The sequence below is a fragment of the Curvibacter sp. CHRR-16 genome (assembly GCF_018474005.1).
Classification (GTDB): Bacteria; Pseudomonadota; Gammaproteobacteria; order Burkholderiales; family Burkholderiaceae_C; genus Allorhodoferax.
In genome coordinates this window covers 695298-718679 of record NZ_JAHCSH010000001.1, presented here as the reverse complement: position 1 = coordinate 718679, position 23382 = coordinate 695298, and the positions used below count along the sequence as shown (strand labels likewise).

22 protein-coding genes and 1 pseudogene are annotated in these 23382 nt (G+C 56.7%); 7 read left to right on the top strand and 16 right to left on the bottom strand.

The annotated features are described in order from the left end of the window. Nucleotides 1-128: 128 nt before the first annotated feature. The 12 genes and pseudogenes from KIK84_RS16525 to KIK84_RS03360 form a co-directional block, all read right to left on the bottom strand. Nucleotides 129-600 (bottom strand): annotated as a pseudogene (locus tag KIK84_RS16525) (transposase); the annotation flags it as partial. 181 nt (nt 601-781) lie between these two features. Continuing rightward, nucleotides 782-2032: an O-antigen ligase family protein gene (locus tag KIK84_RS03410; protein WP_214121545.1), complete on the bottom strand. Its 1251-nt coding sequence runs from the start codon at nt 2030-2032 to the stop codon at nt 782-784. Nucleotides 2033-2034: 2 nt separating this feature from the next. Further along, nucleotides 2035-2970, bottom strand: a complete 936-nt coding sequence (locus KIK84_RS03405; protein WP_214121544.1) for a glycosyltransferase family 2 protein — start codon at nt 2968-2970, stop codon at nt 2035-2037. Further along, complete coding sequence (locus KIK84_RS03400; protein WP_214121543.1) at nt 2967-5492, bottom strand: glycosyltransferase family 4 protein; 2526 nt, start codon at nt 5490-5492, stop codon at nt 2967-2969. The genes KIK84_RS03405 and KIK84_RS03400 overlap by 4 nt, the downstream gene beginning before the upstream one ends. Next, nucleotides 5473-6972 carry a ribonuclease G gene (gene rng, locus KIK84_RS03395; RefSeq protein WP_214121542.1) on the bottom strand — a complete coding sequence of 500 codons (1500 nt, stop codon included), beginning with the start codon at nt 6970-6972 and terminating at the stop codon, nt 5473-5475. The genes KIK84_RS03400 and rng overlap by 20 nt, the downstream gene beginning before the upstream one ends. Nucleotides 6973-6993: 21 nt before the next feature. Continuing rightward, nucleotides 6994-7632, bottom strand: coding sequence for a Maf family protein (locus tag KIK84_RS03390; RefSeq protein WP_214121604.1), 639 nt, complete (start codon nt 7630-7632; stop codon nt 6994-6996). Nucleotide 7633: 1 nt separating this feature from the next. Next, entirely contained in the window at nt 7634-8101 is a 468-nt protein-coding gene (gene rlmH, locus KIK84_RS03385) for a 23S rRNA (pseudouridine(1915)-N(3))-methyltransferase RlmH (RefSeq protein WP_214121541.1), read from the bottom strand. Between the two features lie 7 nt (nt 8102-8108). Further along, nucleotides 8109-8879 carry a ribosome silencing factor gene (rsfS, locus tag KIK84_RS03380; RefSeq protein ID WP_214121540.1) on the bottom strand — a complete coding sequence of 257 codons (771 nt, stop codon included), beginning with the start codon at nt 8877-8879 and terminating at the stop codon, nt 8109-8111. After that, nucleotides 8876-9526, bottom strand: a complete 651-nt coding sequence (nadD, locus tag KIK84_RS03375; protein WP_250207697.1) for a nicotinate (nicotinamide) nucleotide adenylyltransferase — start codon at nt 9524-9526, stop codon at nt 8876-8878. The genes rsfS and nadD overlap by 4 nt, the downstream gene beginning before the upstream one ends. Further along, nucleotides 9523-10473, bottom strand: a complete 951-nt coding sequence (hemF, locus tag KIK84_RS03370) for an oxygen-dependent coproporphyrinogen oxidase (protein ID WP_214121539.1) — start codon at nt 10471-10473, stop codon at nt 9523-9525. Before hemF ends, nadD begins: the two co-directional genes overlap by 4 nt. 17 nt (nt 10474-10490) lie before the next feature. Beyond that, nucleotides 10491-11786 carry a phosphoribosylamine--glycine ligase gene (gene purD / locus KIK84_RS03365; RefSeq protein WP_214121538.1) on the bottom strand — a complete coding sequence of 432 codons (1296 nt, stop codon included), beginning with the start codon at nt 11784-11786 and terminating at the stop codon, nt 10491-10493. Nucleotides 11787-11794: 8 nt separating this feature from the next. Next, nucleotides 11795-12514: a YebC/PmpR family DNA-binding transcriptional regulator gene (locus KIK84_RS03360; RefSeq protein WP_214121537.1), complete on the bottom strand. Its 720-nt coding sequence runs from the start codon at nt 12512-12514 to the stop codon at nt 11795-11797. A 151-nt stretch (nt 12515-12665) separates the two neighbouring features. On the opposite strand from KIK84_RS03360, the gene KIK84_RS03355 reads away from it, so the two are divergent. Continuing rightward, nucleotides 12666-14228 carry a helicase HerA-like domain-containing protein gene (locus tag KIK84_RS03355; protein WP_214121536.1) on the top strand — a complete coding sequence of 521 codons (1563 nt, stop codon included), beginning with the start codon at nt 12666-12668 and terminating at the stop codon, nt 14226-14228. 2 nt (nt 14229-14230) lie between these two features. Here KIK84_RS03355 and KIK84_RS03350 read toward each other — a convergent pair whose 3' ends face one another. Both KIK84_RS03350 and KIK84_RS03345 read right to left on the bottom strand, forming a co-directional pair. Continuing rightward, complete coding sequence (locus KIK84_RS03350) at nt 14231-15328, bottom strand: glycosyltransferase family 4 protein (RefSeq protein ID WP_214121535.1); 1098 nt, start codon at nt 15326-15328, stop codon at nt 14231-14233. A gap of 175 nt (nt 15329-15503) precedes the next feature. Then, nucleotides 15504-16145 carry a TetR/AcrR family transcriptional regulator gene (locus tag KIK84_RS03345; RefSeq protein WP_250207696.1) on the bottom strand — a complete coding sequence of 214 codons (642 nt, stop codon included), beginning with the start codon at nt 16143-16145 and terminating at the stop codon, nt 15504-15506. Nucleotides 16146-16257: 112 nt separating this feature from the next. Between KIK84_RS03345 and KIK84_RS03340 the strand changes: the two genes are divergently transcribed. From KIK84_RS03340 to KIK84_RS03320, 5 genes are read left to right on the top strand one after another with little or no spacing between them, the layout of a single operon-like run. After that, nucleotides 16258-17601, top strand: coding sequence for an NAD(P)/FAD-dependent oxidoreductase (locus tag KIK84_RS03340; protein ID WP_214121534.1), 1344 nt, complete (start codon nt 16258-16260; stop codon nt 17599-17601). A gap of 15 nt (nt 17602-17616) precedes the next feature. Continuing rightward, nucleotides 17617-18480 (top strand): DUF1365 domain-containing protein, encoded by an 864-nt coding sequence (locus KIK84_RS03335; protein ID WP_214121533.1) that lies wholly within the window; start codon nt 17617-17619, stop codon nt 18478-18480. Further along, nucleotides 18477-19766: an SAM-dependent methyltransferase gene (locus KIK84_RS03330; RefSeq protein ID WP_214121532.1), complete on the top strand. Its 1290-nt coding sequence runs from the start codon at nt 18477-18479 to the stop codon at nt 19764-19766. The genes KIK84_RS03335 and KIK84_RS03330 overlap by 4 nt, the downstream gene beginning before the upstream one ends. Continuing rightward, a complete protein-coding gene (locus KIK84_RS03325) occupies nt 19757-20605 on the top strand; it encodes an SDR family NAD(P)-dependent oxidoreductase (protein ID WP_214121531.1) in 849 nt (282 codons plus the stop codon). Before KIK84_RS03330 ends, KIK84_RS03325 begins: the two co-directional genes overlap by 10 nt. Next, entirely contained in the window at nt 20583-21023 is a 441-nt protein-coding gene (locus KIK84_RS03320) for a nuclear transport factor 2 family protein (protein WP_214121530.1), read from the top strand. The genes KIK84_RS03325 and KIK84_RS03320 overlap by 23 nt, the downstream gene beginning before the upstream one ends. A 33-nt stretch (nt 21024-21056) precedes the next feature. Here KIK84_RS03320 and KIK84_RS03315 read toward each other — a convergent pair whose 3' ends face one another. Both KIK84_RS03315 and KIK84_RS03310 read right to left on the bottom strand, forming a co-directional pair. Then, nucleotides 21057-22307, bottom strand: coding sequence for a dicarboxylate/amino acid:cation symporter (locus KIK84_RS03315; RefSeq protein WP_214121529.1), 1251 nt, complete (start codon nt 22305-22307; stop codon nt 21057-21059). Between the two features lie 125 nt (nt 22308-22432). After that, on the bottom strand, nt 22433-23056 hold the full coding sequence (locus tag KIK84_RS03310) for a YitT family protein (RefSeq protein WP_214121528.1): 624 nt from the start codon (nt 23054-23056) through the stop codon (nt 22433-22435). Nucleotides 23057-23231: 175 nt separating this feature from the next. Here KIK84_RS03310 and KIK84_RS03305 point away from each other — a divergent pair, with 175 nt between their 5' ends. After that, complete coding sequence (locus tag KIK84_RS03305; protein WP_250207695.1) at nt 23232-23381, top strand: VOC family protein; 150 nt, start codon at nt 23232-23234, stop codon at nt 23379-23381. Nucleotide 23382 lies beyond the last annotated feature (1 nt).

Below are 23382 nucleotides of genomic sequence, written 5' to 3'. Positions count from 1 at the left end.
AATAATCTCCATGACCAAAGCGGCTTTGCGCTTGGCTGTCCAGCGTTTGATCTCGTCTTCCATCAGTGTGCTCATCTGTGTTTCCTTCAAAGATAACACCTGAGCAGTTTTTTACTGGGTCAATACAGCTTGTGGTTCCACTGCAGGCCTTTGACGTTGCGCAGGTACAGGTAACACAGCCCGAAGCCCCAGCTGCGGTTGTTGTCCGTCAGGCGCAACAACCACTGGGCAATCCGGGCATTATCTGCATTGAGCTTGGCATCAATGCGGTAGCAGCTCTCGCTGACCGTGAACACCCGGCAGGCCAGCCCAATGCTGATGCCACGCTGAGCGACTACTTCCTTGGCCATCTCGCAGCGGCGAGACGGCCGACTTACTTTTTTGCGAGGTACTCGGCAGCGATCTCGGCCTTGAGCTTTTCCTCGATGTACATCTTCTTGAGCCGCCGGTTCTCTTCTTCAAGCTCCTTCATGCGCGCCACTTGTAGAAGGTCGCCGTGCTGATACCGACTTCGCGGCAAAGGTCTGGAACAGGTAGGCCAGACTTAACGCGCTTGAGCGCATCCATGATCTGGCTGTCGGAAAACTTGGACTTCTTCATGTAGAAATTCTCTTCGAGAAATTTCTACTTCTCACCCCCGTGGTTTTGCGGGGGGATTACCTGCAGGCTATAGAGCAGCGCAAGGACGCTACCATTCACTAACCTGTTCATCATTTATCCATGGTGTTGCACTTCAGATTTGAAACCGCCAACATAAAGCACGCCACTTACTTAAAATTTATCAAAAATTCGAAAAATTCAACCGCCTATTTGGAATAGCTGATAACCCCACAGCAATAAAATAAGAATAAAATACAACAAAAAGCTTTGAATCGAATGTCTCATATGTTAGCGAAGCAAAAAGATTAACAATCAAAAAAACAAAAACCATAGCTGTCAACTTATTACAAAGAATTCCATTTTTCAGAAAAGCGAAAGCTGGGTATAAAAAAACAATAGATGTTGCAAAAAAACCAAGCAACCCATAGCGAACACTCTGCGTTACCCACTCACTGTGAAACAAAGCATCAAAAGCAATATCGCGCTGTGACTGACTAGAGAAACCCAATACATACGGAGAGTCTTTTATAACAAGATACCCCTTATCGCCCCAACCAAAAAAAGGACTCTGAGAAAAGTAATAAAAACCAAGACGCTGAAGAGTTATACGTATCCCAACAGAAGTTTCGTCAGCTATACCACCTGACCACGGATAACTGTACAACTCATTAAACATCGTATCCAATCTCGAATGAACGATATCCGATGAGAAGTAGAGCAAAACACTCAATAAAACTGACGCAACAAATGAAAAAACAATCCATCGCAATTTAAATCCATAAATTACAAACAGAAAAACGAAAAACACAACAGGAAATGCAAGCCAACCAGTTCTACTTTGCGTCATTATCGAAATAAAAAAGCCAAGCACCACAAAAGACAATTTTGCAAACAAAACAATTCCAAAATCTCTCTTTTTGAAATCAAAAGCCAAAGAAATTAAAAGCATGACAGCCAAAGAAAAATTAAGATACCCGTATGCAATTGGATCAATAAATTCGATTGTCTTCCTGCCTGTACCCCATTGATGGCTGGGCATAATAAAAAAAGACGCAATGCAATTAGAAAATATAGCAGCCATCAAAATGTAATCTATTTTCTTTTCCATGACAGAACTAAATTTTCGGAAATACAAATAAAAAAAACACCCAAGAAGCCATCTCCAATGTTCCAGATATGCTTTATATGAAAAATCATTTCTTGCTATTTGCGAAAATAAAATAGCCAAAACATAAGCAGAAAAAACAAAAAAAACAATAAAATCAAAAATATCATTTTTGCGCCAATTTTCTTTACCAAAAAACAAGCATAAAGATATAAAAAATACGGCAACAATAGAAGCAGCAGACCCCCAATGAGGGATGGAAAGGGAAAAAACCGGGACCAACAATATAAAAAATTTGGCCGCTTCTTGTATTTTTAAAATTTTCATAGCTAAAAAATATTTAAATATTTAACCCTCCGCCCCCAGAGCCAGCGCTTAATCAAACTCCGGGGTGCGTCAGCAACAAGAGCTGCCACACGCAAGGCTCTGCGCACAGCCAAGGCGTCACTCCATTGATTTTGCTGCTTTAGGACAGCATAAGCTTCCAAAACGGCTAGATTCCCCATCCGGGTATGCTCAAAGCGTGCGTTAGGGTGCTTACTTTGCAAAAGTTTTTTGTTTTTCTTAATAAGCGCCCTTGCTTCCTTGCTACCTTGAAAAGTAGCGCTTCCTGCATGCAAAACGAATACATCTTCGGTGATCTTTTGCTCAAAGCCTGCATTGCGCAAACGAAGGCTGAAGTCGAAGTCCTCGTAGTAGCCCAAACCAAACACCGTATCTAACCCGCCTAACTGCTCCCACACAGTGCGCCGGATTGCAATGCAGAAAAAGTCACAGCGGTAGGCTGGCATAAGTTGCTTGCTAGGGTTTTCATGCAATTGCTTTCCAATCTGCAGCCATTGCGCATGGTCTGCCTCTGGTTTCCACAAGCGCTGTCCATTGCCTGCCGCATTGGTAACCGGGCCCAGCATGGCTACTTTGGGAGGGGCATTTTGCACAACTAGCTCTAATGCATCCAAAGCCAAAGCAGGAAACACCGTGTCGTTGTTCACCAAAAGCAGCCAATCACCTTGGGCGTGGCTAGCCCCCCAATTCATACCTCCGGCAAAACCCAAATTTTTTTTGCTGATCAGACACCGAAAACCGGGATGTGCTTCACACCAAGCGCGTGTTTTGGCTGCTGAGTCATCTGGAGAGCCGTTATCGACAACCCATATTTCTACAGCCGCCGAAGCAGCCCAAGGTAGCAAAGATTCCAAACAGTTTTTTGTCACCGCATCAAAATTTCGGTAACCCAAAACCACCAAAGAAAGCACTGGCTTCATAACACTGCACCCATCATGCCCTGCACCGTAAATTCTGTGGTGTAAGGGCTGGCAATACCGTTATCGGACAGGCCTTTGCCAATCCACTGCTCCCAACAACGCTCCACAGCGCTAGCCAACTGCACGGCAACCGAGTCCATGCCAGCATGCCCAGTCTCGACGACACAATGCCCATGCTCTTGCAGCAATTGCGTCATTTGGGGGTGTTGGTGCACGGTCGCCACTATCGGCCGCTGCATCCACAAATACTCATACAACTTGGATGGAATGTACTCTGCACAAATCGGCTCTATGCCGTGCAGCAGCAGCAGAACGTCAGCACTGCGCATGCGACGCAGTATTTGCTCACGCCCAGACATTCCCGTTGCGGGATCTTTCTCTATTCGCCCCAAATGGCGCACCATATCCTGTACCGAGGATTGCTCCAAACAAGCTTGTGATACTGCATCCAGTGGCCCGCCTGTCACCTGCAATTCCAATTGCTGGCGTAACTCGGGATGCTTTTGGATGAGTATTTCCAAGGCAGCAATGACAGGCACCAAATTGCGCGTCGCCGACAGCGAGCCAAAGTGGCCAATCACCATCCTGTCACCCCGCACATAGGGCGGCATCACCTCAAAAGGAGCATCAATACCGGGCAATACCATGTGGCCACGCTCCCCCAGCTGCGGGTGCCTGCGCCGTGCGCTGTCCAGCGCAGCCTGGGTAAACCACACCGCTGCATCGGCGTGTGTGCAAATGAGTTGCTCTACCCGGGCTTGGGCCTTTTCTTGCGCAGTGGTGGGCGTATGGCCCGGCACTATGAACGGATCATGCACCTCGGCCAACCAGGGCAAGCCCAAGCTGCGCTGCAATGCGCGGCCTGCCAGGTGGGCGGCAAAAGCTCCACCCGACGAATAAATGCGGTCAAAGCGCCGCCTGCTGGCCAGAAAACGCCCCACCACGTAGCTGCTGATCCACCAAGACCAACTGCTCTCGATGGGCTTGAGCAGCTTTTCTGCCAGCAAAAAAGGAAACAGAATCAGCGATGGCAGCAGCATGGCCAAGCGGTAGAGGACAGGACTGTCGATATGCCGACGCAGCACATGCCGCAACTCAAAACGCACACCAGCAGCCAAGGCTGGCCACACTTGATAGTGTTCAAAATGCCTGTCTTTGCGGCCCGATACGCCACTGAGCACCACCAACTCAATGCCTGCCGCCTCCAAATGGGGCAGCTTATCGGTCACCGTTTGGCTGGCAGCACGGCCATCCATATTGAAAGCATGCGCCAACACCAACCAGCGCTCACGCGGATGTTTGGCTTGCCAAGCTTGCGCATACAACCGCTCATAGGCTTGTGCAGCTAGTTGCCAAGTACGCGCTTGTGCAAAGTGCACACCTTGCGCTTGCAATTGCGCGCGCAATGCAGCATCGTACAAAACCGCTGCCACGCCTTGGGCAATGGCCGCCACATCCATGGGGTCCTGCACCAGCCATGCTGTGTGCCCGTGCTGCAACTCATGGCTGATGCCGCAATGCTGGGCCCCACTGACCACAACAGGCAACCCCTGCGCCATGGCTTCCAATACCACCATGCCATAGCTGTCTTCCAGCGTTGGGTGCAGCAAGGCATCTGCAGCTTGGTAGCAGATGGGCATATTCGTTTGTCGCCCCACAAAATGCACCCGTTCGGCGACGCCCAGTTGCCGTGCCAGCACACGCATGCTGGCATGGTGCTCCCCCTGCCCCACAGCCAACAAATGGATGTGAGCGGGCCCTACTGCCAAAGCCCGCAAGGCCTGCGGCATGCCTTTGCGGACAGCATCATTGGCGACCAACAGTACTAGTTGTGTACTGGGTGCCAGTGACAGACCCAATTGTTCACGAGCACTGCTGCGTTGCGCCTCTGTTACCAAACCAAGCGGGCCGCTCACACCAGGAGCGATGGCAGTCATGTTCGGCAAACGCCGATGAACCCTCTGTGCACACCCACGCACCGTGTTCAGCAACAAGGGTGATGCCGCCACCACAGTGCGCCCAGTTTGTGCGGCAAAACGCTTTTTTTCCAGCCAACAATACGCAGACAAACGCCAACTGGTGAGCACTTGGAACTTGCGCCAAGCCTTATGCCAAACACCCAATCCAGCAAACAGCGTATGCAGCACCGGCAGTACGTGCACGGTTTGAATGTCTCCATGCCATGTGTTCTCGTGCGAGTGCACGATATCAAAGCCCTGCCGCGTAGCGCGCCAAGTGGTATAGGCAAACCACAGCTGATTGATCCACCGCGGTCTAGCCAATGGTTGGCTGATGCGGTGGTAGTGCATCGCAGGGTGCTCGTGCGCAATATGTTGCGCAAACACATGCACCTCATGCCGCTGCGCCAGTTCCTCGGCAACGGCTATGGCATAAGTCTCTGCCCCGCCCCCGGTGCGACTGAAATTGCGCGACAACACCGCAATCTTCAGACGCTGCGGTGGCTGAGGCCGCTCGGCCGCCGACGCCGCTGCGTGCAAACCATTAAAGGAGGACGATGTCATAGTCCTCCTGCGACATCTCAGCCTGCGACTGCAAGGATACCGGCTTGCCAATAAATTCCGACAAGCCCGCCAAATGCTGACTTTCTTCGTCCAGAAACAGTTCAATCACTTTGGGCGATGCCACCACGCGAAACTCTTGCGGATTGAATTGCCGTGCCTCGCGCAGGATTTCGCGCAGAATTTCATAGGCCACCGTGCGGGCGGTTTTCACCGAACCTTTGCCCTCACACACTGGGCAAGCCTCACTGAGCATGTGCGCTAGCGACTCACGGGTGCGCTTGCGGGTCATCTCCACCAAACCCAATTGCGAGAAACCACCAATCATGGTCTTCACGCGATCGCGTGCCAACTGCTTGCGCAACTCCGACAACACTTGGTCTCGGTGCTCCAAACGCGACATATCAATAAAGTCCACGATGATGATGCCGCCCAGATTGCGCAACCGCAGTTGGCGCGCAATAGCCTGCGCCGCCTCCAAGTTGGTCTTGAAAATCGTATCCTCGAAATTGCGTGACCCAACAAAACCACCGGTATTGACGTCCACCGTGGTCAGGGCTTCGGTTTGGTCAATGATGAGGTAGCCCCCCGATTTCAAATCCACCCGCCGCGCCAAGCCCCTGCTGATGTCCTCATCGATGGCATAAAGGTCAAAAATCGGCCGCTCGCCCTTGTAGAGTTGCAGCTTGTGCACCGCCGTGGGCATGTACTCCTGCCCAAAAGCTTTGAGCGCCTCGTACTGCTCGCGCGAATCCACCCGAATGCTCTGCGTACCCTCGCCCACCAAGTCGCGCAGTACCCGCTGCAGCAGGTTCAAGTCTTGGTGCAGCAAACTCGGCGGTGGCACTTGGGTGGCCCCATGCTTGATGCGCGCCCACGTCTTGCGCAGATAGGCGATGTCATCGGCCAGCTCCGCATCCGAGGCGTCCTCGGCATTGGTACGCAAAATAAAACCGCCCCCCTGGACACTGCCATTGCTGGGGTCTACCGTATGGGCCAAGGCCTGCAAACGGTTGCGCAACTCATCGCGCTGCTGCAGCGGTATTTTTTGCGACACGCCAATATGGTCATCCTGCGGCAAAAACACCAACAAACGCCCTGCAATGCTAATTTGCGTGGACAACCTAGCCCCTTTGGTGCCAATAGGGTCTTTGATGACCTGCACCATCAGCGCTTGACCTTCAAACACCTGCTTCTCAATTGGAATCTGGGGCTGCGTTGCCCGTGAAGTGCTGAGATTCTCGCCCTCCACCGGGGGATGCCACACATCGGCCACATGCAAAAACGCAGCCCGCTCCAGTCCAATATCGATAAACGCCGACTGCATGCCTGGCAACACCCGAGCCACTTTGCCCAAGTACACATTGCCCACCAAACCACGCTCGAGCGTGCGCTCCACATGCAGTTCCTGCACAGCGCCGTGCTCCACCACAGCCACGCGCGTCTCTTGGGGTGACCAGTTGATCAGGATGTCTTGTTGCATGCGTAGTCCAGAGTGTGTGTATCAGCGCGCTACGGGCCAAGCCAAGCGTCCCAGTGCCTGAGCAGTTTCGTACAAAGGCAAGCCCATGATGCCCGAATACGAGCCTTCTATACGCGCAATAAACGCCGCCGCACGGCCCTGAATGCCATAAGCCCCGGCCTTGCCCATGGGCTCGCCACTGGCCACATAGGCTGCAATATCCTCTTCGCCCATGGTGGCCATGTGTACCACCGAACTGCTGAGCAACTGTACTGGCTTACAGGCATGGATATCCCTCTCGGGCCAGCCCACAGCAATCGCGGTGTACACGGTGTGGGTCGCCCCACTCAAGCGGCGCAGCATCTGGGCCGCATGCTCCGCGTCACGCGGTTTGCCCAAAATATGCCCATCCATGGTCACAGTGGTATCGGCACACACAATAGGCTGGCGCACCAAACCCTGCTCGGCCTGGCGGCGCAACCAACGCTCGTTGGCTGCAACAAACTTGAGGCCCGTCACACGTTGCACATACTCGCGCGCGGGTTCGCAGGCCATTGGCTCCTCCAGCGCTTCAGCGTCCTCATGGGCATCTGGCAACAGCAGTTCGTGGGCTACACCCAACTGCGTTAGTAATTCGCGGCGGCGCGGGCTTTGCGACGCCAGATAAATAAAGTCGGCCATCTCATTCACGGTGGTAAGGGTGGTTGGCGTTAATAGACCACGCCCGATATAGCTGCTCAACCAACAAAACACGCACCATGGCGTGCGGCAACGTCAAGTCGGAAATGCGGATGCGCTCATGCGCCGCCGCTTTGAAAGCGGGCTCAATGCCATCGGGTCCACCAATCAAGAGCGCCACATCGGTGCCGCCCAACTGCCAGTCCTTCAAACGCTGCGCCAATGCCACCGTAGTCAGGGCGGTTCCGCGCTCATCGAGTGCTACCACCCGGGCTCCCTTGGGGATAGCGGCCTCCATGCGCACCCGCTCAGCCGCATACAAAGCCTCTAAAGACTTGGAGCCCCGCGGCTCCGTCTTCACGGCTTTGAGTTCGACCTTCAGTTCATGCGGAAAGCGCTTAGCGTAGTCTTCCCACGCTGTTTGCGCCCAGTCGGGCACACGCTGGCCTACGGCCACTACCACCAGACGCACAGCGGCATCAAGCCTTGCGGCTGCTGGACTTGGCTGGGGCTTTCACCACCGCCTTTTTGGCCGCTACTTTCTTAGCTGCCGGCTTGGCAGAGGCCGCGACTTTGGGTGCAGTGGCCTTTTTAGCTGGAGCAGCCTTCTTGGCTACGGGTTTGTTCACCACCAACTTTTGCACCGGGGCTGCGGGTTTCTTGCTTGCTACCTTCTTAGCAGCTACTTTTTTGGCAGGTGCTTTGCCTGCCGCTTTTTTCGCTGGGGCTTTGGCGGGCGCTTTTTTCGGAGCGTTGGCTGCCGTCTTGGCGGCCGTGCTGCGCTTGAGACCACCAGCACCGGTAGCGGCTTTGGCAGCCTTGTCAGCGCTGGCTTTTTTCTCTGCCTTGGCAGCCAGTGCCGCCTCAGAGGCTACGGGCTTGGCAGCCCCCAGCTTGATGCGCACGGGTTTTTCACCCCACAGCTCTTCCAAGTGGTAGTACTGGCGAAAGGTGGGCTGCATGATGTGCACCACCGCCTGTGTGCAGTCCACGATGATCCACTCGCCGTTGGCCTCGCCTTCGACGCGGGGTTTGGAAAAACCAGCTTCCTTCACCGAGTCAATCACGCTTTGGGCCAAGGCCTTGGTTTGGCGGTTGCTGGTACCGGAGGCGATGATGACACGCTCAAACAGCGGGCTCAGGTTTTCGGTGTCAAACACCACAATGTCTTGGGCTTTCACGTCCTCCAAACCATCGACGATGGCGCGTTGGAGTTTCTGGACGTCTTTTTTGGCGTTGGTTGTGCTCATGCAGAGATGCCTGCTTGCAGGCCTTGGTAAAGATGATGGGCCGCAATATACCCTGCTACAGCAGGGCCTACCAGTGCGGAAATAGAGTCTGTGGCAGTGGGCGCTGCTGCTTGCACCGCAGCGCGTATGGCGGTGGCGCTCACATCCACCCGCGCCATGGGCAGTATGTGGTGGGCAAACGCCAAGGGAATGGTATTCAATGCCAACTGGCCTGCAGAGCCCGCCCCACTTGCTCTTACAGCTACAAAAACTGTAGCAATCTGCAGTATATCTTGCCAGCGGTGCCACGTGTGCAAGCGCTCTGCTTGGTCTTGTCCAATGATGAGCTTCCACTGCACGCCGGGGTGTTGTGTGCACAGTTCGTGCAGGGTATCCACCGTGTAGCTGGGGCCGCTGCGCTGCAGCTCACGGTCGTCCACCACCGCTTGGGGAACGCTGGCAAAGGCCAACTGGCACATGGCCAAGCGGTGCTGACCAGCACTCAAGGGGCGAGTCTTGTGCCACGCCTGCCCTGTGGGAATGACGAGCAAACGCTCCAAGCCCAAGGCCTGTACCGCCGTTTGCGCCAGCGCCACATGGCCTGTATGCGGCGGGTCAAATGCCCCGCCCAAAATACCCCAGCTCGGCATGTGTGCGTCCTGCTTCAAACCCAATCCTTGGGTGGCATCAGAAAGTCGCTCACCAGAGTCGCTTCGGGACTACCCGCTTCCCACTCGCGTTGGTAAGCCCAACTGGCCATCGGTGGCATGGAGAGCAGTATCGACTCTGTGCGCCCGCCCGACTGCAGGCCAAAGTGCGTGCCCCTGTCCCAGACTAAGTTGAATTCGACATAACGACCACGGCGGTAGAGCTGGAACTGGCGTTCGCGCTCGCCATAGGCCTGCTGCATGCGGCGCTGCACGATGGGCAGGTAGGCGGGCAAAAAGGCATTGCCCACGGCTTGCATCATGGCCAAGCTGCGCTCAAAACCCAGCTCAGAAAAGTCGTCAAAAAACACGCCACCGACACCCCGTGGTTCGTTGCGGTGTTTCAAGAAGAAATACTCATCGCACCAGCGCTTAAAGCGCGGGTACAAGTCGGCCCCGAAAGGCTCCAGCGCGTCTTTGCAGGTTTGGTGCAAGTGTTGTGCGTCTTGGGCATAGCCGTAGTACGGCGTCAAATCCATGCCACCACCAAACCAGCACACTTCATGGCCCGCCTTCTCACCGACAGTGGGCAAGGCGCAGATCATGCGCACATTCATGTGCACCGTGGGCACGTAGGGGTTGCGCGGATGAAACACCAGCGACACGCCCATGGCCTCAAAGGGGGCTCCAGCCAGTTCTGGCCGGTGTTGGGTGGCACTGGGCGGCAGCTTGGGGCCGCGCACATGCGAAAAGCCGCAGCCCGCGCGCTCAAAAACCGCCCCATCTTCCAGAATCTGCGTGCAGCCATCACCTTGCAGAGACTCGCCCTGCTCTTTGCGCCAGTTGTCTACGGCAAATGCCGCTCCACCATCGAGTGCCGCAATGGCACTGGTGATGCGGTGCTGCAGGTCCAGCAGGTAGCTGCGAACAACTGCGCTACGGCTGGATGCAGGGCTACTACTCGTCATGTGCGGGAAGGTCAGACTTAAGCTTTCACAGCACGGTGGCCAATGTCCGAGCGGTACTGCATACCGTCAAAACGGATGCTGTGCACCACTTCGTAAGCACGCTGCTGGGCTTGGCGCACGTTGTCGGCCAGAGCTGTCACGCACAGCACACGGCCGCCGCTGGTGCGGATCTGCCCATCTACTTGGGTAGTCCCGGCGTGGAACACCGCAGCATCGTCCATTTCTTGGGTAGGCAAACCGGTGACCCCATCGCCCTTGCGGGGGTTGAGCGGATAACCATGTGCCGCCATCACCACGCCCAGCGCGGTGCGGCGATCCCACTCCAGCTCCACGGTGTCGAGCTTGCCGTGCAAGCCGGGTTCGGTGGCGGCCATCAGCACATCAAAGAAATCGCTCTTCAAACGCATCATGATGGGCTGGGTTTCTGGGTCACCCATGCGGCAGTTGAACTCCAGCGTCTTGGGGTGGCCGTTGGCGTCGATCATCAAGCCTGCGTACAAGAAACCGCTGAACGGAATGCCGTCTTGCTCCATACCGCGCACGGTGGGCAGAATCACCTCGCGCATGGCACGGGCGTGCACATCGGGCGTCACCACAGGCGCGGGCGAGTAAGCGCCCATGCCGCCCGTGTTGGGGCCTTGGTCGGCGTCTTGCAGTCGCTTGTGGTCTTGGCTGGTGGCCAGCGCCAGCACGTTCTTGCCATCGACCATGACGATGAAGCTGGCTTCTTCGCCTTGCAAAAATTCTTCGATCACCACGCGCGCGCCATCGGCGTTGTGCTGCACGCCCAAGGTGTTGTCCACCAGCATGAAGTCCACTGCCTCGTGCGCTTCGGCCAAGGTCATGGCCACGACCACGCCCTTGCCAGCGGCCAAACCGTCGGCCTTGATGACAATGGGAGCCCCCATCTGATCCACATAAGCGTGGGCTTGCACAGGGTCAGAAAAGGTTTGGTACTGCGCGGTAGGAATGCCGTGGCGCTGCATAAAGGCTTTGGAAAACGCCTTGGAGCTCTCCAATTGGGCGGCGGCCTTGGTGGGGCCAAAGATGCGCAAACCGTGGGCGCGGAACTCATCCACCACCCCAGCAGCCAGCGGTACCTCAGGGCCAACCAGTGTGAGCACCACGTCGTTGGCCTGAGCCCACTCGCGCAAGGTCACGATGTCGGTGATGGGCAGGTTCTCCAAACGCTTGTCCAGCGCGGTGCCGCCATTACCGGGGGCCACATACACCTTGCTGACTTTGGGAGACTGGGCCAGCTTCCAAGCCAGTGCGTGTTCGCGGCCACCGCCGCCTATAACCAATACTTTCATGCTCATCCTTACAGTGCAGCGTTGTGGTAGACCTCTTGCACGTCGTCCAAATCTTCCAGCACGTCCAACAGTTTTTGCATCTTGGCGGCGTCGTCACCGCTCAGTTCGATGGTGTTTTCCGCCCGCATGGTTACTTCGGCCATTTCCGGTATCAGACCTGCGGCCTCTAGTGCGTCTTTCACGGCTTGGTAGTCGGCAGGGCTGGTCAGCACCTCGATGGCACCCTCGTCATCGGTGATCACATCTTCTGCGCCTGCTTCTAGGGCCACTTCCATCACCTTGTCCTCGCTGGTGCCAGGGGCAAAAATCAACTGTCCCACATGCTTGAACTGGAAGGCCACGGAGCCTTCGGTACCCATGTTGCCGCCGTGTTTGCTGAACGCATGGCGCACCTCAGCCACGGTGCGCACGCGGTTGTCGGTCATGGTGTCCACGATGATGGCTGCGCCACCAATGCCATAACCCTCGTAGCGGATTTCCTCGTAGTTGATACCGTCCAGCGAACCGGTAGCCTTATCGACGTTGTACTTCACACGGTCAGCGGGCATGTTGGCTGCTTTGGCTTTTTCCATAGCCAAACGCAGGCGGGGGTTCATGGCGGGATCGCCCCCACCTTGACGAGCTGCCACAGTGATTTCACGCACGATGCGTGTCCAGATCTTGCCGCGTTTTTCGTCTTGACGACCTTTACGGTGCTGGATATTGGCCCATTTACTATGTCCTGCCACGAGAATCCTCTTGCTTGTGCGTTGCTTGAATCGTTGAATAATTGCCCAACGATGCGGGGGCGTAAGGGTGCGATTGTACTTTTGCCCCACCCTCCCCCAAACCTTTACCCGATCACTGAAACGCAGCAACCCCAGCAACAGCGAACACACCATGGCATTTTTAGACGACAACGGTATCTTGATTGGACAACACGGCACAGGGACTAGCTCTGTGCGCTGCGTGCTGCGGGCGGACAAAGCCAACCGCCATGGCCTCATCACCGGTGCCACGGGCACGGGCAAAACCATCACCCTGCAAAGCCTGGCCGAAGGTTTTTCCCAGTTGGGCGTACCCGTCTTCATGGCCGATGTCAAAGGTGACCTGACCGGCATATCGCAAGCCGGAAAAATATCGGAAAAACTGGCTGCAATGCTTACCCAGCGTGCTATAGATGCTCCTAAATCTATAGCAAACCCCAGCACCCTGTGGGACGTACTCGGCCGCGATGGCCACCCCGTACGCGCCACCGTGAGCGATATGGGCCCGCTGCTGCTGGCGCGCATGCTCGGGCTCAACGACACGCAAGCTGGCGTGCTGCAGCTAGTCTTCAAGATTGCCGATGACGACGGACTGATGCTGCTGGACATGAAAGACCTGCGTGCCATGTGCCAGCACGTAGGCGAGCACGCCAGCAGCTACACCACCGAGTACGGCAACATCAGCGCTGCCAGCATAGGTGCCATCCAGCGCGGCCTGCTGCAGATCGAGGAACAAGGCGGCAGCCAGTTCTTTGGCGAACCCATGCTCAACATTGCCGACTTCATGCAAACCATGGACGGCCAAGGCGTCGTCAACATCTTGGCGGCCGATCAATTGCTGCAATCACCCCGCTTGTACGCCACCTTTTTGCTGTGGATGCTCAGCGAAATGTTTGAAGCCCTGCCCGAAGTGGGCGATCTGGACAAACCCAAGCTGGTGTTCTTCTTTGACGAGGCACACCTGCTATTCAAAGACGCACCCGCAGCGCTGGTCGAGCGTATCGAACTGGTGGTGCGGCTGGTGCGCTCCAAGGGCGTGGGGGTGTTCTTCGTGACGCAAAACCCACTGGACATTCCGGACAGTGTGCTGGCCCAGCTGGGCAACCGCGTGCAGCACACGCTGCGCGCCTTCACCCCGCGCGACCAAAAGGCCGTGAAAAGCGCTGCCGACACCATGCGCGCCAATCCGGGCTTGGACATCGCCACGGCCATTACCGAGCTGGCGGTGGGCGAAGCACTGGTCAGCCTGCTCGACGAACAAGGCCGCCCCAGCGTGACCGAGCGCGTGTACATCTGCCCACCGGGCAGCCACATAGGCCCCATCACCCCGACACAGCGACAAACGCTGCGCGAGCAGTCGCTCGTGGCAGGCGTGTACGAACAAACCGTGGATCGTGAGTCGGCCTACGAAGCCCTCAAAGGCCGTGCAGCACAAAGTGCCAGCAATGCGCCCGGCAGCGGCGTGCGCAACACCCCCTCTGGAAATCCCGCTAGCAGCCCCAACAGCTCCCCCCCACAAGCCGAACGTGGGCTACTGGACAGCGTGGGCGACATGCTGCTGGGCGGCACGCGCCGCAGCCGCGCCAGCGTGGGTGAACAGCTCATCAAAAGCGCGGCCAGCCAAATTGGCCGCGAAGTGGGCAAGCAAATTATTCGCGGGGTTCTGGGCAGTTTGCTCGGCGGCGGCAGGCGCTGAATTCAGCGCGTCAGCGGAAAATTCGTCAACGCAAACCCACTGCCCTCGTGGGACTGGGCGCGGCAGTCCGTCATCTGTTGGTACAGGGTTTCATACTCCAACGCAACTTGCTCCCAACTGCGCACATACGGTGGTACAGGCTTGGTACGCAGCAGTTGTAACTCCACGGCTGAGGCCCATTCACTCACGGGTTGGCGCAAGTCCAGCACAGTACCCGAAGCGGCTTTTACTTCTTGGGCTGCCCCACAGGCATTTGATACAACCACCGGCACACCAGCCGCCATGGCCTCGGTAACTACCATGCCAAAGGGTTCGCTTTGGGCAGGGTGCAACAGCACATCAAACTGTTCATAAGGCACTTTCTCACCCCAAGGGATGCACTGCACGCAGCCCTCCAAGGGTGCCAGCACAGTGGCCACTTCATGGGCCGGTACACCGACGACACACAACTGCAACCGGGGTCTTTGCTGGCGCAGGGCCTGCACAATGGTCACCGCATTTTGCAAGCCTTTGCGTTGCCACTCTCTACCCACAAAGCCAATCACGCCACCGTCTTCTGGCACAAGCCGCTCAGGACGCTGCGCAGGAGACTGCACAGCAGGCAGCACCGGCGTGGTCAAACGCATAAGTAACGAGGGATACCAATCTGCTATCTGCTGCGCCGTAACGTACGACACCGGAACCACTTGGCGGGCTACCCGCAGTTCACGCTGCTCTAGGTACAAATGCATCCACACACGCAATGACCATCGATACCACCAAGGTTTATCGAACACAGTGGCAAAAACAGAACCATGCCAAGTGGTGACATGGTGGCAACCTAAACGCTCATGGCTGTGCACGATGCGACCGGGCTCGGGATGATCACGCAGCCAGCGCTCCACACGCTGGCCAAACCGCCACAAAGCCAGCCAGCGTGGGCGCGGACGCTGCGCACCCAAGGCGTGGGCGGTGATGCCAACGGGTACGGCGCTGCAAATTTGCTCGCACAGCACGGTGATGGCGTGCCCACGTTGCTGCAGGGTTTGCGCCAACTGAAACACATACGACTCCATTCCCCCCACGGGGCCAAAACGCCGTACGACCAATGTGATTTGCATTCAATGCCTTGTTGATTGAGACGCACCACGCGTCCCGCATGTGACAGTTCGATGAACACTATTTCGAAAAGTTCACTTTCAAATTATCACAAATTAATCATTTATTAAAAACTCAACAAACCCGCAAAAATGAGGTCATTATCGGCTTAACACTTGAAATCTGTTGGTATCGAATTTAGCGGCTGCACAAACCTTCAAAGCAGGTACTCATCACCAAATCGATGATGGCGGACTCGTCATACAGTGCTGTCATCTGCAAGAACTCCAGCACCGGGTCACAGGCACGCGCATAAAGGGTGTAAAGAATGGCGATGGCAGGCAGTTTGGCGTTGAGCGCTCCCTGTGCTTGGGCCTGCTCTATCCAGCCACCCAGCTTGTCGCTCACGCGCATGAGTCCATCCATGTAGTCCTTGTGTGCCATCAAAGCGGTGCGCAGGCTGGAATTTTGGCTAGGCAAAGAAGGCATTTGCCCAGCCAACTTGCGTTGCATGGTCCAACGCACCACAGCGCGCAGCTTGTCCAGCGGCGCATCCTCTTGGGCGATGCTGTCCAAAAACACCAAAGCCGACTGCATCGCCGATGCCATAGCGGCGGCGGCCAAATCTTCTTTGCTGGGGAAATGCTTGTACAAGCTGGCTTTGGCTATTCCCACATCGGCAGCCACTTCGTCCACCGTCATGGCTTCAAAACCTTTTTCCGCCAGCAGGCGGTTCACGCTTTGGATGATGGCCTCGGCCCGCGCTTGGAGCATTTGCTCTTTGAAGCTCGGTTTGGCAGATGGGAGAGCGGATTTGCGGGTAGAGGTGGTACTGGCCATGGTGGCCATTTTAATCACCTCAGTCAAAAAAGAGTTTTATCGATCAAAAAATTACTGTACAGTTCAATTTAAATACCAAACAGTCACAAAAAGAACCCTCAAGGAGAACGTCATGCGCGTAGCCATCATCGGATCAGGCGTTGCAGGCTTGGGTGCTGCCCATGCGCTGCAAGGCAAGGTGGAGGTCAGCCTGTTTGAGGCAGGTGACTACTTTGGTGGCCACGCCCATACGGTCGATATCACCCTGCCGCGTGGCGGTACCGCTCCCCACGCCATGGAGCGCATCACGCACGGCGTGGACACGGCTTTTTTGGTCTGCAACGAACGCACCTACCCGCGTTTCTTGGCCTTGTTGGACGAATTGAGCGTGGCCAAGGCAGCGTCTGATATGTCGTTTTCCGTGCAATCGAGTCTGCAAGGGCGCGAACTTGTGTGGAGTGGCAACAACCTCGACACCGTGTTTGCCCAGCGGCGCAACCTGCTGAGCCCAGCCTTTTGGGGCATGCTGAGCGACTTGCTGCGCTTTAACCGCCTGACCACCCACATGGCCACCACACAGGCAGCCGACATGGCACAGCCTTTGGGTGATTTTTTGCGCCAGCACAACTTTGGCGAGGCTTTTTGCCACGGTTACCTGCTGCCCATGTTGGCCTGTATTTGGAGTTGCCCTACACAACAAATGCTGCAATTCCCAGTTGCCACCATGGTTCACTTCTGCCACAACCATGGGCTGCTGCAAATTGCCAACCGCCCGCAGTGGTACACCGTGCAAGGTGGCTCGCGCCAGTATGTACAGCGCATTACAGAGCGCGTAGACCACAAGCACCTGCGCACACCGGTGCAAAGCATTCGCAGCCAAGCCGATGGGGTGTCTCTGCACACCGCGCACGGCACGGCATGGTTTGACAAAGTCATCATCGCCACGCATAGCGACCAAGCCTTGCCCCTGCTCGACGCGCCCACAGAGTCTGAGCGTCGCCTGCTAGGGGCCATCCGCTACCAAAACAACCGGGCAGTACTGCACACCGATGCCAGCCCCATGCCCCCCTTGCCCAAAGCATGGGCTGCGTGGAACTACGAACGCCGCGCACAGGGTGTGGATACCGACGCAGAACCGTCATCCCCTGTTTGTTTGCACTATTGGATCAACAAGCTACAGCCCTTGCCTTGGCAAACGCCCGTTATCGTCAGCCTAAACCCCCTGCGGCCTATTGCGGACGAACATGTGCTGGGCGAATACGACTATGCCCACCCCGTGCTGGACATGGCCGCTATACAAGCACAAGCGCAACTGCCCACGCTGCAAGGCGTGCAAAACCGCTACTTCTGCGGTGCATGGGCAGGCTACGGATTCCATGAAGACGGCCTGCGCTCGGGCCAGCAAGCCGCTGAGCAATTGCTGCGCGATGCTGCGGCATCGCCACCCACCACGGCAGCCACTGTGCTAGCAGCCTAAGCCCCGGGTCACAGCATGCCAGCCGCCCAACCCCTTATCGCTTTTGGCCAAGTGCGCCATCGCCGCACCCGCCCCACTGGGCATGCGTTTGCCTACCCCAGTTATTTTGTGCTGCTGCCCATGCGCACGCTGGCCGCTGGTGCGCATGGTCGATGGCGACCCAATGTGCGCGACTGGCTGAGCTTTTACGACAGCGACCATGGACTGGGTACACCAGCCAGCCAGGGCGGTGTACTGCCTTGGCTTGATGCTTTGCTACAGCAACACGGTGTGGTCGATGCCACTGGCGAAGTGTGGCTGCAATGCTTCCCCCGTGTGCTGGGCTACACCTTCAAACCAGTGAGCTTTTGGTACTGTCACACCCCCTCAGGCCATCTGCGCGCGGTGGTGGTGGAGGTCAACAACACTTTTGGCCAGCGCCACTGCTACCTGATAGAAAACCCCCGCATGGGGCAGGAATACCGTGCCGACAAAGCACTGCATGTCTCGCCGTTTTGCAAGGTCACGGGCCATTACCGCTTTCGCTTCATGCGCACACAGACCCGTAATGACCATGCAGAGCGCATCGTGGTGCGCATTGATTACCACGACAGCAGCAATGCCGATGCACCCGGCACAGGCAGCCCCCCCGATGACGGTGCCCTCATCTACACCAGCCTGAGCGGCGTGCTAGAGCCCATTACCCGCCAGAGCCTGCGCCGCGCGCTGTGGCGCTACCCCCTCATGACCTGGGGCGTGATCGCCCGCATCCACTGGCACGCCCTGCTGCTGTGGATCAAGCGCGTGCCCTGGTTTTCGCTGCCCACACAAACACCCAACAACGACAGCTCTGGCGCTCCTGCCAGCCCCTCCATTCGTACCACCACAGCACGACCATGACCACGCACAGCCCCACCAGCTACACAACCCTTGCTGCCGCTGCCCCGCAAGATTGGCTGCACGACGCACGCACCCCAGCCATTGCCCGCAAGGTGCTGCCCCTGCTGCGCCATTTGCGCCATGGCACACTGGAATTGACCCTGCCCCATGGCTACACGCTGCATTTCGGGCAAACCCATGCCAGCGAAACAGACCCTAACCCCATCCACGCCAAGCTGCACCTGCAGCAGTGGAGTGTGTTGCAGGCCACATTGCGCAGCGGCGACATTGGTTTTGCCGAAGGCTATATGGCAGGCCACTGGAGCAGTCCCGATTTGGCCGCGCTCATCACCTTATTGGCACGCAACCGACAGATTCTCGATGGCCTCATTTATGGCCGCTGGTGGGGGCGTTTGCTGTACCGCCTGCGCCACCTGCTGCGCCATAACAGCAAAGCCAACAGCCGCAAAAACATCCACACCCATTACGACTTGGGCAACGACTTCTACAGCCTGTGGCTTGATGGGAGCATGAATTACTCCAGCGCATGGTTTGCTGGCAACTACCACCAAGACCTGAGCAGCGCCCAAAACGCCAAGGTACACCGCGCCCTGCAAGAGCTGGACTTACGCCCCGGCCAACGCTTGCTGGAAATAGGCTGCGGCTGGGGTGCTGTGGCACAAGCGGCCACCGAGCATTACCAAGCCCATGCGGTGGGAGTGACGCTCAGTACCGAGCAACTGGCCTACGCGCAGCAACGCCTGCACAACGCTGGCATTTCCTGTGGCCCGAACCAACAAGCTGACCTGCGTTTGCAAGACTACCGCGACATCAGCGACCCAGCGTTCGATGCCATTTGCTCTATCGAGATGATCGAAGCCGTGGGGCAAGCCTACTGGCCCACCTACTTTGGCAGCTTGCAGCGTTTGCTCAAACCCGGTGGCAAAGCCTGCATCCAAAGCATTGTCATTGCTGACGGTTTGTTTGATCGCTACCTGCAGGGCACGGACTTCATCCAGCAATACATATTCCCCGGTGGCTGCCTGCCCAGTCCCAGCGCTTTGCAACAGCAAGCCCAAGCGGCCGGCCTGCGGGTGCAGCGCACATTGGCTTTTGGTCTGGACTACGCCGAAACCCTGCGCCGCTGGCGCGAGCGGTTTATGCAGCAACTGCCTGCTGTGCGGGCACTGGGGTTTGACGACACCTTCATACGGCTGTGGGAGTTTTACCTGGTCTACTGCGAAGCTGCCTTTGTGGCGGGCGATATCGATGTGCTGCAAATCACACTGGAGAAACCATGTCCCTGAACCCCATCTGCCGTGACTGGCGTGGCCGCCATGTGTGGGTGATAGGTGCCTCCAGCGGCATAGGCCGGGCGACTGCCAGCGCACTGCATGCACGCGGGGCACACGTTATCGTCTCTGCCCGCAACAGGGTTGCCCTAGAGGCATTCACTCAACAACACCCGGGCAGCACAGCCCTGCCGCTGGATGTGACCCATGCAACACGCCTGGAGCAATGCGCCGCCCAGCTGCATACCCAAGGCCAATTGGACTGGGTGCTGTACTGCGCCGGCCACTACAGCCCCATGCAAGCCAATGCCATCGACTTGGGCGACATGCTGCAGCACAACGCCATCAACCTGCAAGGCGCGCAGCACATGCTGGCTGCCGTGGTGCCCAAGCTACTAGAGCGTGTCCGCACCGTGGCAAGCGCCCTGATTCATACAGCCGACAACCATCCGCCGCCCCATATCAGCTTGGTAGGCAGTGTTGCAGGCTACCAAGGACTGCCACTGAGTTTGGCCTATGGCCCCACCAAGGCCGCCCTCATGCACCTGGCCGAAGTGCTGTACTTGGACTTGCACCCACAAGGCATAGGCGTATCGCTGATTAGTCCGGGATTTGTAGAAACACCACTGACTGCCGGCAACCACTTTGCCATGCCCGCGCTCATGCGCCCCGAGCAAGCGGCCCAGGCCATACTGCAGGGGTGGGCCAAAGGTCAATTCGAAGTGCACTTCCCACGCCGATTTACTTGGTGGCTCAAACTGCTGCGCCAGCTACCCTATAGCGTTTCGCTGCCGCTGCTGCAGCGCTACTTTGCCCCCAAAGCCAGCCCCCATGAACAGCACCACACCGCTTGAGCGCATCACCCGCTACTTTGAAACGCTCCAGCCCCAGTCACTGGAACTGCTGGAGAGCATCTACCACCCACAGGCGCAGTTCAAAGACCCTTTTCAGCAAGTGCAGGGGCTGGCGGCTATTGCACGCATTTACCAACACATGTTCAGTGCGCTGGTACAGCCACGTTTTGTCATACAGCACCGTTTGGGCGATGCCCAGCAGTGTTTTCTGACATGGGACTTCCACTTTGCCGTGCAACGGGGTGCCCGCCGCTGGGACGTGGTGATTCATGGCAGCAGCCACCTGCTGCTCGATGACCTAGGCCGTATCACCCAGCACCGCGATTACTGGGATGTGGCCGAGGAGTTGTACGAAAAACTTCCGGTGCTGGGCAGCTTGATGCGTTGGCTCAAACAAAAAGGCCAAACGCCGCAGTGACGTTTGGCCTTTTCCTCCGTGCTTGGGGGCTGCTTAGCCTTTGAGCACCTTGTTCATCGCGTCTTTGTCCAGTTCTTTTTCCCAACGCGACACCACCACGGTGGCTACACCGTTGCCGATGAAGTTGGTCAGGGCACGCGCTTCGGACATGAAACGGTCTATCCCCAAAATCAAGGCCAAGCCCGCTACAGGCACACTGGGCACCACAGCCAGCGTGGCAGCCAAGGTGATAAAACCTGCCCCGGTCACGCCAGATGCGCCTTTGGACGTCAGCATGGCCACCAGCAAGATGGTGAGCTGCTGCTGCAAAGTCAGGTCGATGTTCATGGCCTGCGCAATGAAAAGCGCAGCCATGGTCATATAGATGTTGGTACCGTCCAAGTTGAACGAGTAGCCCGATGGCACCACCAAGCCAACCACGGACTTGGAGCATCCCAATTTCTCCAGCTTGTCCATCAAAGACACCAAAGCCGATTCAGAGGATGAGGTGCCCAGTACCGTCAGCAGTTCATCCTTGATATAGGCAATAAAGCGCAGGATGTTAAAGCCCACCAACTTGGCAATCAGCCCCAAGACCAGCAGTACGAACAACAAGCAGGTCAGGTAAAAAGCACCCATCAAGGCAATGAGCGGCTTGAGCGAGCCTATGCCGTACTTGCCAATGGTGAAGGCCATGGCCGCACCAGCACCGATAGGTGCCAGCTTCATGATGGCATTCATCATGGCAAAAAAGATGTGCGACACCTCTTCAATGAAATGCTTCACTGGCGACTGGGCTTTGCCCATGTGCACCATGGCATAACCAAACAGCACGGCCAGCAACAGCACCTGCAGCAAATCACCATTGCCGGTAAACGCATCGGTAAAGGTCTTGGGAATGATGTGCAGCAAAAAGTCCACCGTGCTTTGCTCACTGGCTTGCTTGGCGTACTTCTCCACGGCTTTGGCGTCCAAAGTGGCAGGATCGACGTTAAAGCCCGCTCCGGGCTTGAGAACGTTGACCACCACCAAACCGATCACCAGTGCAATGGTCGATACCACTTCAAAGTACAAAATGGCCTTGCCGCCCACACGACCCACTTTTTTCATATCGCCTGCACCCGCGATGCCCAAAACCACCGTGCAGAAGATGATGGGACTGATCAACATCTTGATCAGACTGATAAACGCATCCCCCAATGGTTTGAGCTTGACGGCAGTCTCCGCCTCAAAGTGCCCAAACAATGCCCCAGCCACAATGGCCAAGAGCACCCAAAAATACAGTTTGCTGGTCAACCGTTTCACACTCAACCTTCCGTGCGCCCAACGCGCGCTTATTCTGTTTAGACAAATAAAAAGCCCGCTACCCCAACGGCAGCGAGCTTCTTAATAATACTGTAATTATTAGCGTAATCCCTTAAGGAAAAACCCTAGACCCCTAAGTAGCGCCCCGGCTTGTGATTGAGCACCAGCACCGCGCTGATGATGATGGCAGCCACGATGGACTGCAGCACCCGCACCGGGTCTAGCACCATAAAAGCGATGGCCACCACCACCACGTCCACGGACATTTGCACCTTGCCAGCGCTGATGCCATGCGCCTGTTGCAGCCACTGGGCCAAGATGTTGACCCCGCCCACACTGGCATGGTGGCGCAGCAGTGCCAACAGGCCCATGCCAATGAGAAAGCCCCCTAGCACGCAGGCTAGCCACGGGTCTATCAACTCAAAGCGCACCACCTTGGGTGCCCATGCCGTGCACAGGGACACGAATACCACCGAGACCACGCTTTTGAGCGTGAACTCAGCACCCAGCCGTTTCCAGCTAAGCCAGAAAAACGGCATGCTCAAACCGAAAAAACACCAAGACAAATTCCAACCCAAGGCGTAATGCAGCAAAAACGCCGCACCAGCCACCCCGCCCGTGAGCAGCCCCACGTGGGCAAACATGATGAGTCCGAGGGAAACAAACAAAACGCCGATAGCCAGCGCGTGGCCATCGTCTAGCCAACCGTGCTCTTGGGGTTTGGCGGGGGATTGTGGGGTATCAGTCATAGGGGGTGCAAAGCATGGGTTGTGCCACATGGCGATGTTTAAAAACCCACTTGTGGTGGGATATGGGCGCGCATCTTATCCAAACTACGGCATCTGCCGCCACACTCCTGACACCACGCTGTCAGCAGCCCCTTGTCACACTGCCTGCATGTCCACAACACACGAAAGGCACAGCATGCATAACGCTATCAACTGGTTCGAAATCCCCACCACCCAACTCAACGATGCCCAACGCTTTTATGAAGCGGTGTTGCAGCAGCCCATGCGGCGTGAACCCATGGGTTTCCGGGATAGCAACCACGTGGGCCTGCACGCCCTGCAATAAG

What these genes read in the sequence shown, in the direction of transcription:
- KIK84_RS03350 (WP_214121535.1), bottom strand. Translation starts at nt 15,328, where the DNA reads ATGCAAATCACATTGGTCGTACGGCGTTTTGGCCCCGTGGGGGGAATG.
- KIK84_RS03355 (WP_214121536.1), top strand. Translation starts at nt 12,666, where the DNA reads ATGGCATTTTTAGACGACAACGGTATCTTGATTGGACAACACGGCACA.
- KIK84_RS03320 (WP_214121530.1), top strand. Translation starts at nt 20,583, where the DNA reads ATGAACAGCACCACACCGCTTGAGCGCATCACCCGCTACTTTGAAACG.
- hemF (WP_214121539.1), bottom strand. Translation starts at nt 10,473, where the DNA reads ATGACGAGTAGTAGCCCTGCATCCAGCCGTAGCGCAGTTGTTCGCAGC.
- KIK84_RS03305 (WP_250207695.1), top strand. Translation starts at nt 23,232, where the DNA reads ATGCATAACGCTATCAACTGGTTCGAAATCCCCACCACCCAACTCAAC.
- KIK84_RS03310 (WP_214121528.1), bottom strand. Translation starts at nt 23,056, where the DNA reads ATGACTGATACCCCACAATCCCCCGCCAAACCCCAAGAGCACGGTTGG.
- KIK84_RS03330 (WP_214121532.1), top strand. Translation starts at nt 18,477, where the DNA reads ATGACCACGCACAGCCCCACCAGCTACACAACCCTTGCTGCCGCTGCC.
- purD (WP_214121538.1), bottom strand. Translation starts at nt 11,786, where the DNA reads ATGAAAGTATTGGTTATAGGCGGCGGTGGCCGCGAACACGCACTGGCT.
- KIK84_RS03410 (WP_214121545.1), bottom strand. Translation starts at nt 2,032, where the DNA reads ATGAAAATTTTAAAAATACAAGAAGCGGCCAAATTTTTTATATTGTTG.
- KIK84_RS03325 (WP_214121531.1), top strand. Translation starts at nt 19,757, where the DNA reads ATGTCCCTGAACCCCATCTGCCGTGACTGGCGTGGCCGCCATGTGTGG.
- KIK84_RS03345 (WP_250207696.1), bottom strand. Translation starts at nt 16,145, where the DNA reads ATGGCCAGTACCACCTCTACCCGCAAATCCGCTCTCCCATCTGCCAAA.
- KIK84_RS03400 (WP_214121543.1), bottom strand. Translation starts at nt 5,492, where the DNA reads ATGACATCGTCCTCCTTTAATGGTTTGCACGCAGCGGCGTCGGCGGCC.
- KIK84_RS03340 (WP_214121534.1), top strand. Translation starts at nt 16,258, where the DNA reads ATGCGCGTAGCCATCATCGGATCAGGCGTTGCAGGCTTGGGTGCTGCC.
- KIK84_RS03405 (WP_214121544.1), bottom strand. Translation starts at nt 2,970, where the DNA reads ATGAAGCCAGTGCTTTCTTTGGTGGTTTTGGGTTACCGAAATTTTGAT.
- KIK84_RS03335 (WP_214121533.1), top strand. Translation starts at nt 17,617, where the DNA reads ATGCCAGCCGCCCAACCCCTTATCGCTTTTGGCCAAGTGCGCCATCGC.
- rng (WP_214121542.1), bottom strand. Translation starts at nt 6,972, where the DNA reads ATGCAACAAGACATCCTGATCAACTGGTCACCCCAAGAGACGCGCGTG.
- KIK84_RS03390 (WP_214121604.1), bottom strand. Translation starts at nt 7,632, where the DNA reads ATGGCCGACTTTATTTATCTGGCGTCGCAAAGCCCGCGCCGCCGCGAA.
- rsfS (WP_214121540.1), bottom strand. Translation starts at nt 8,879, where the DNA reads ATGAGCACAACCAACGCCAAAAAAGACGTCCAGAAACTCCAACGCGCC.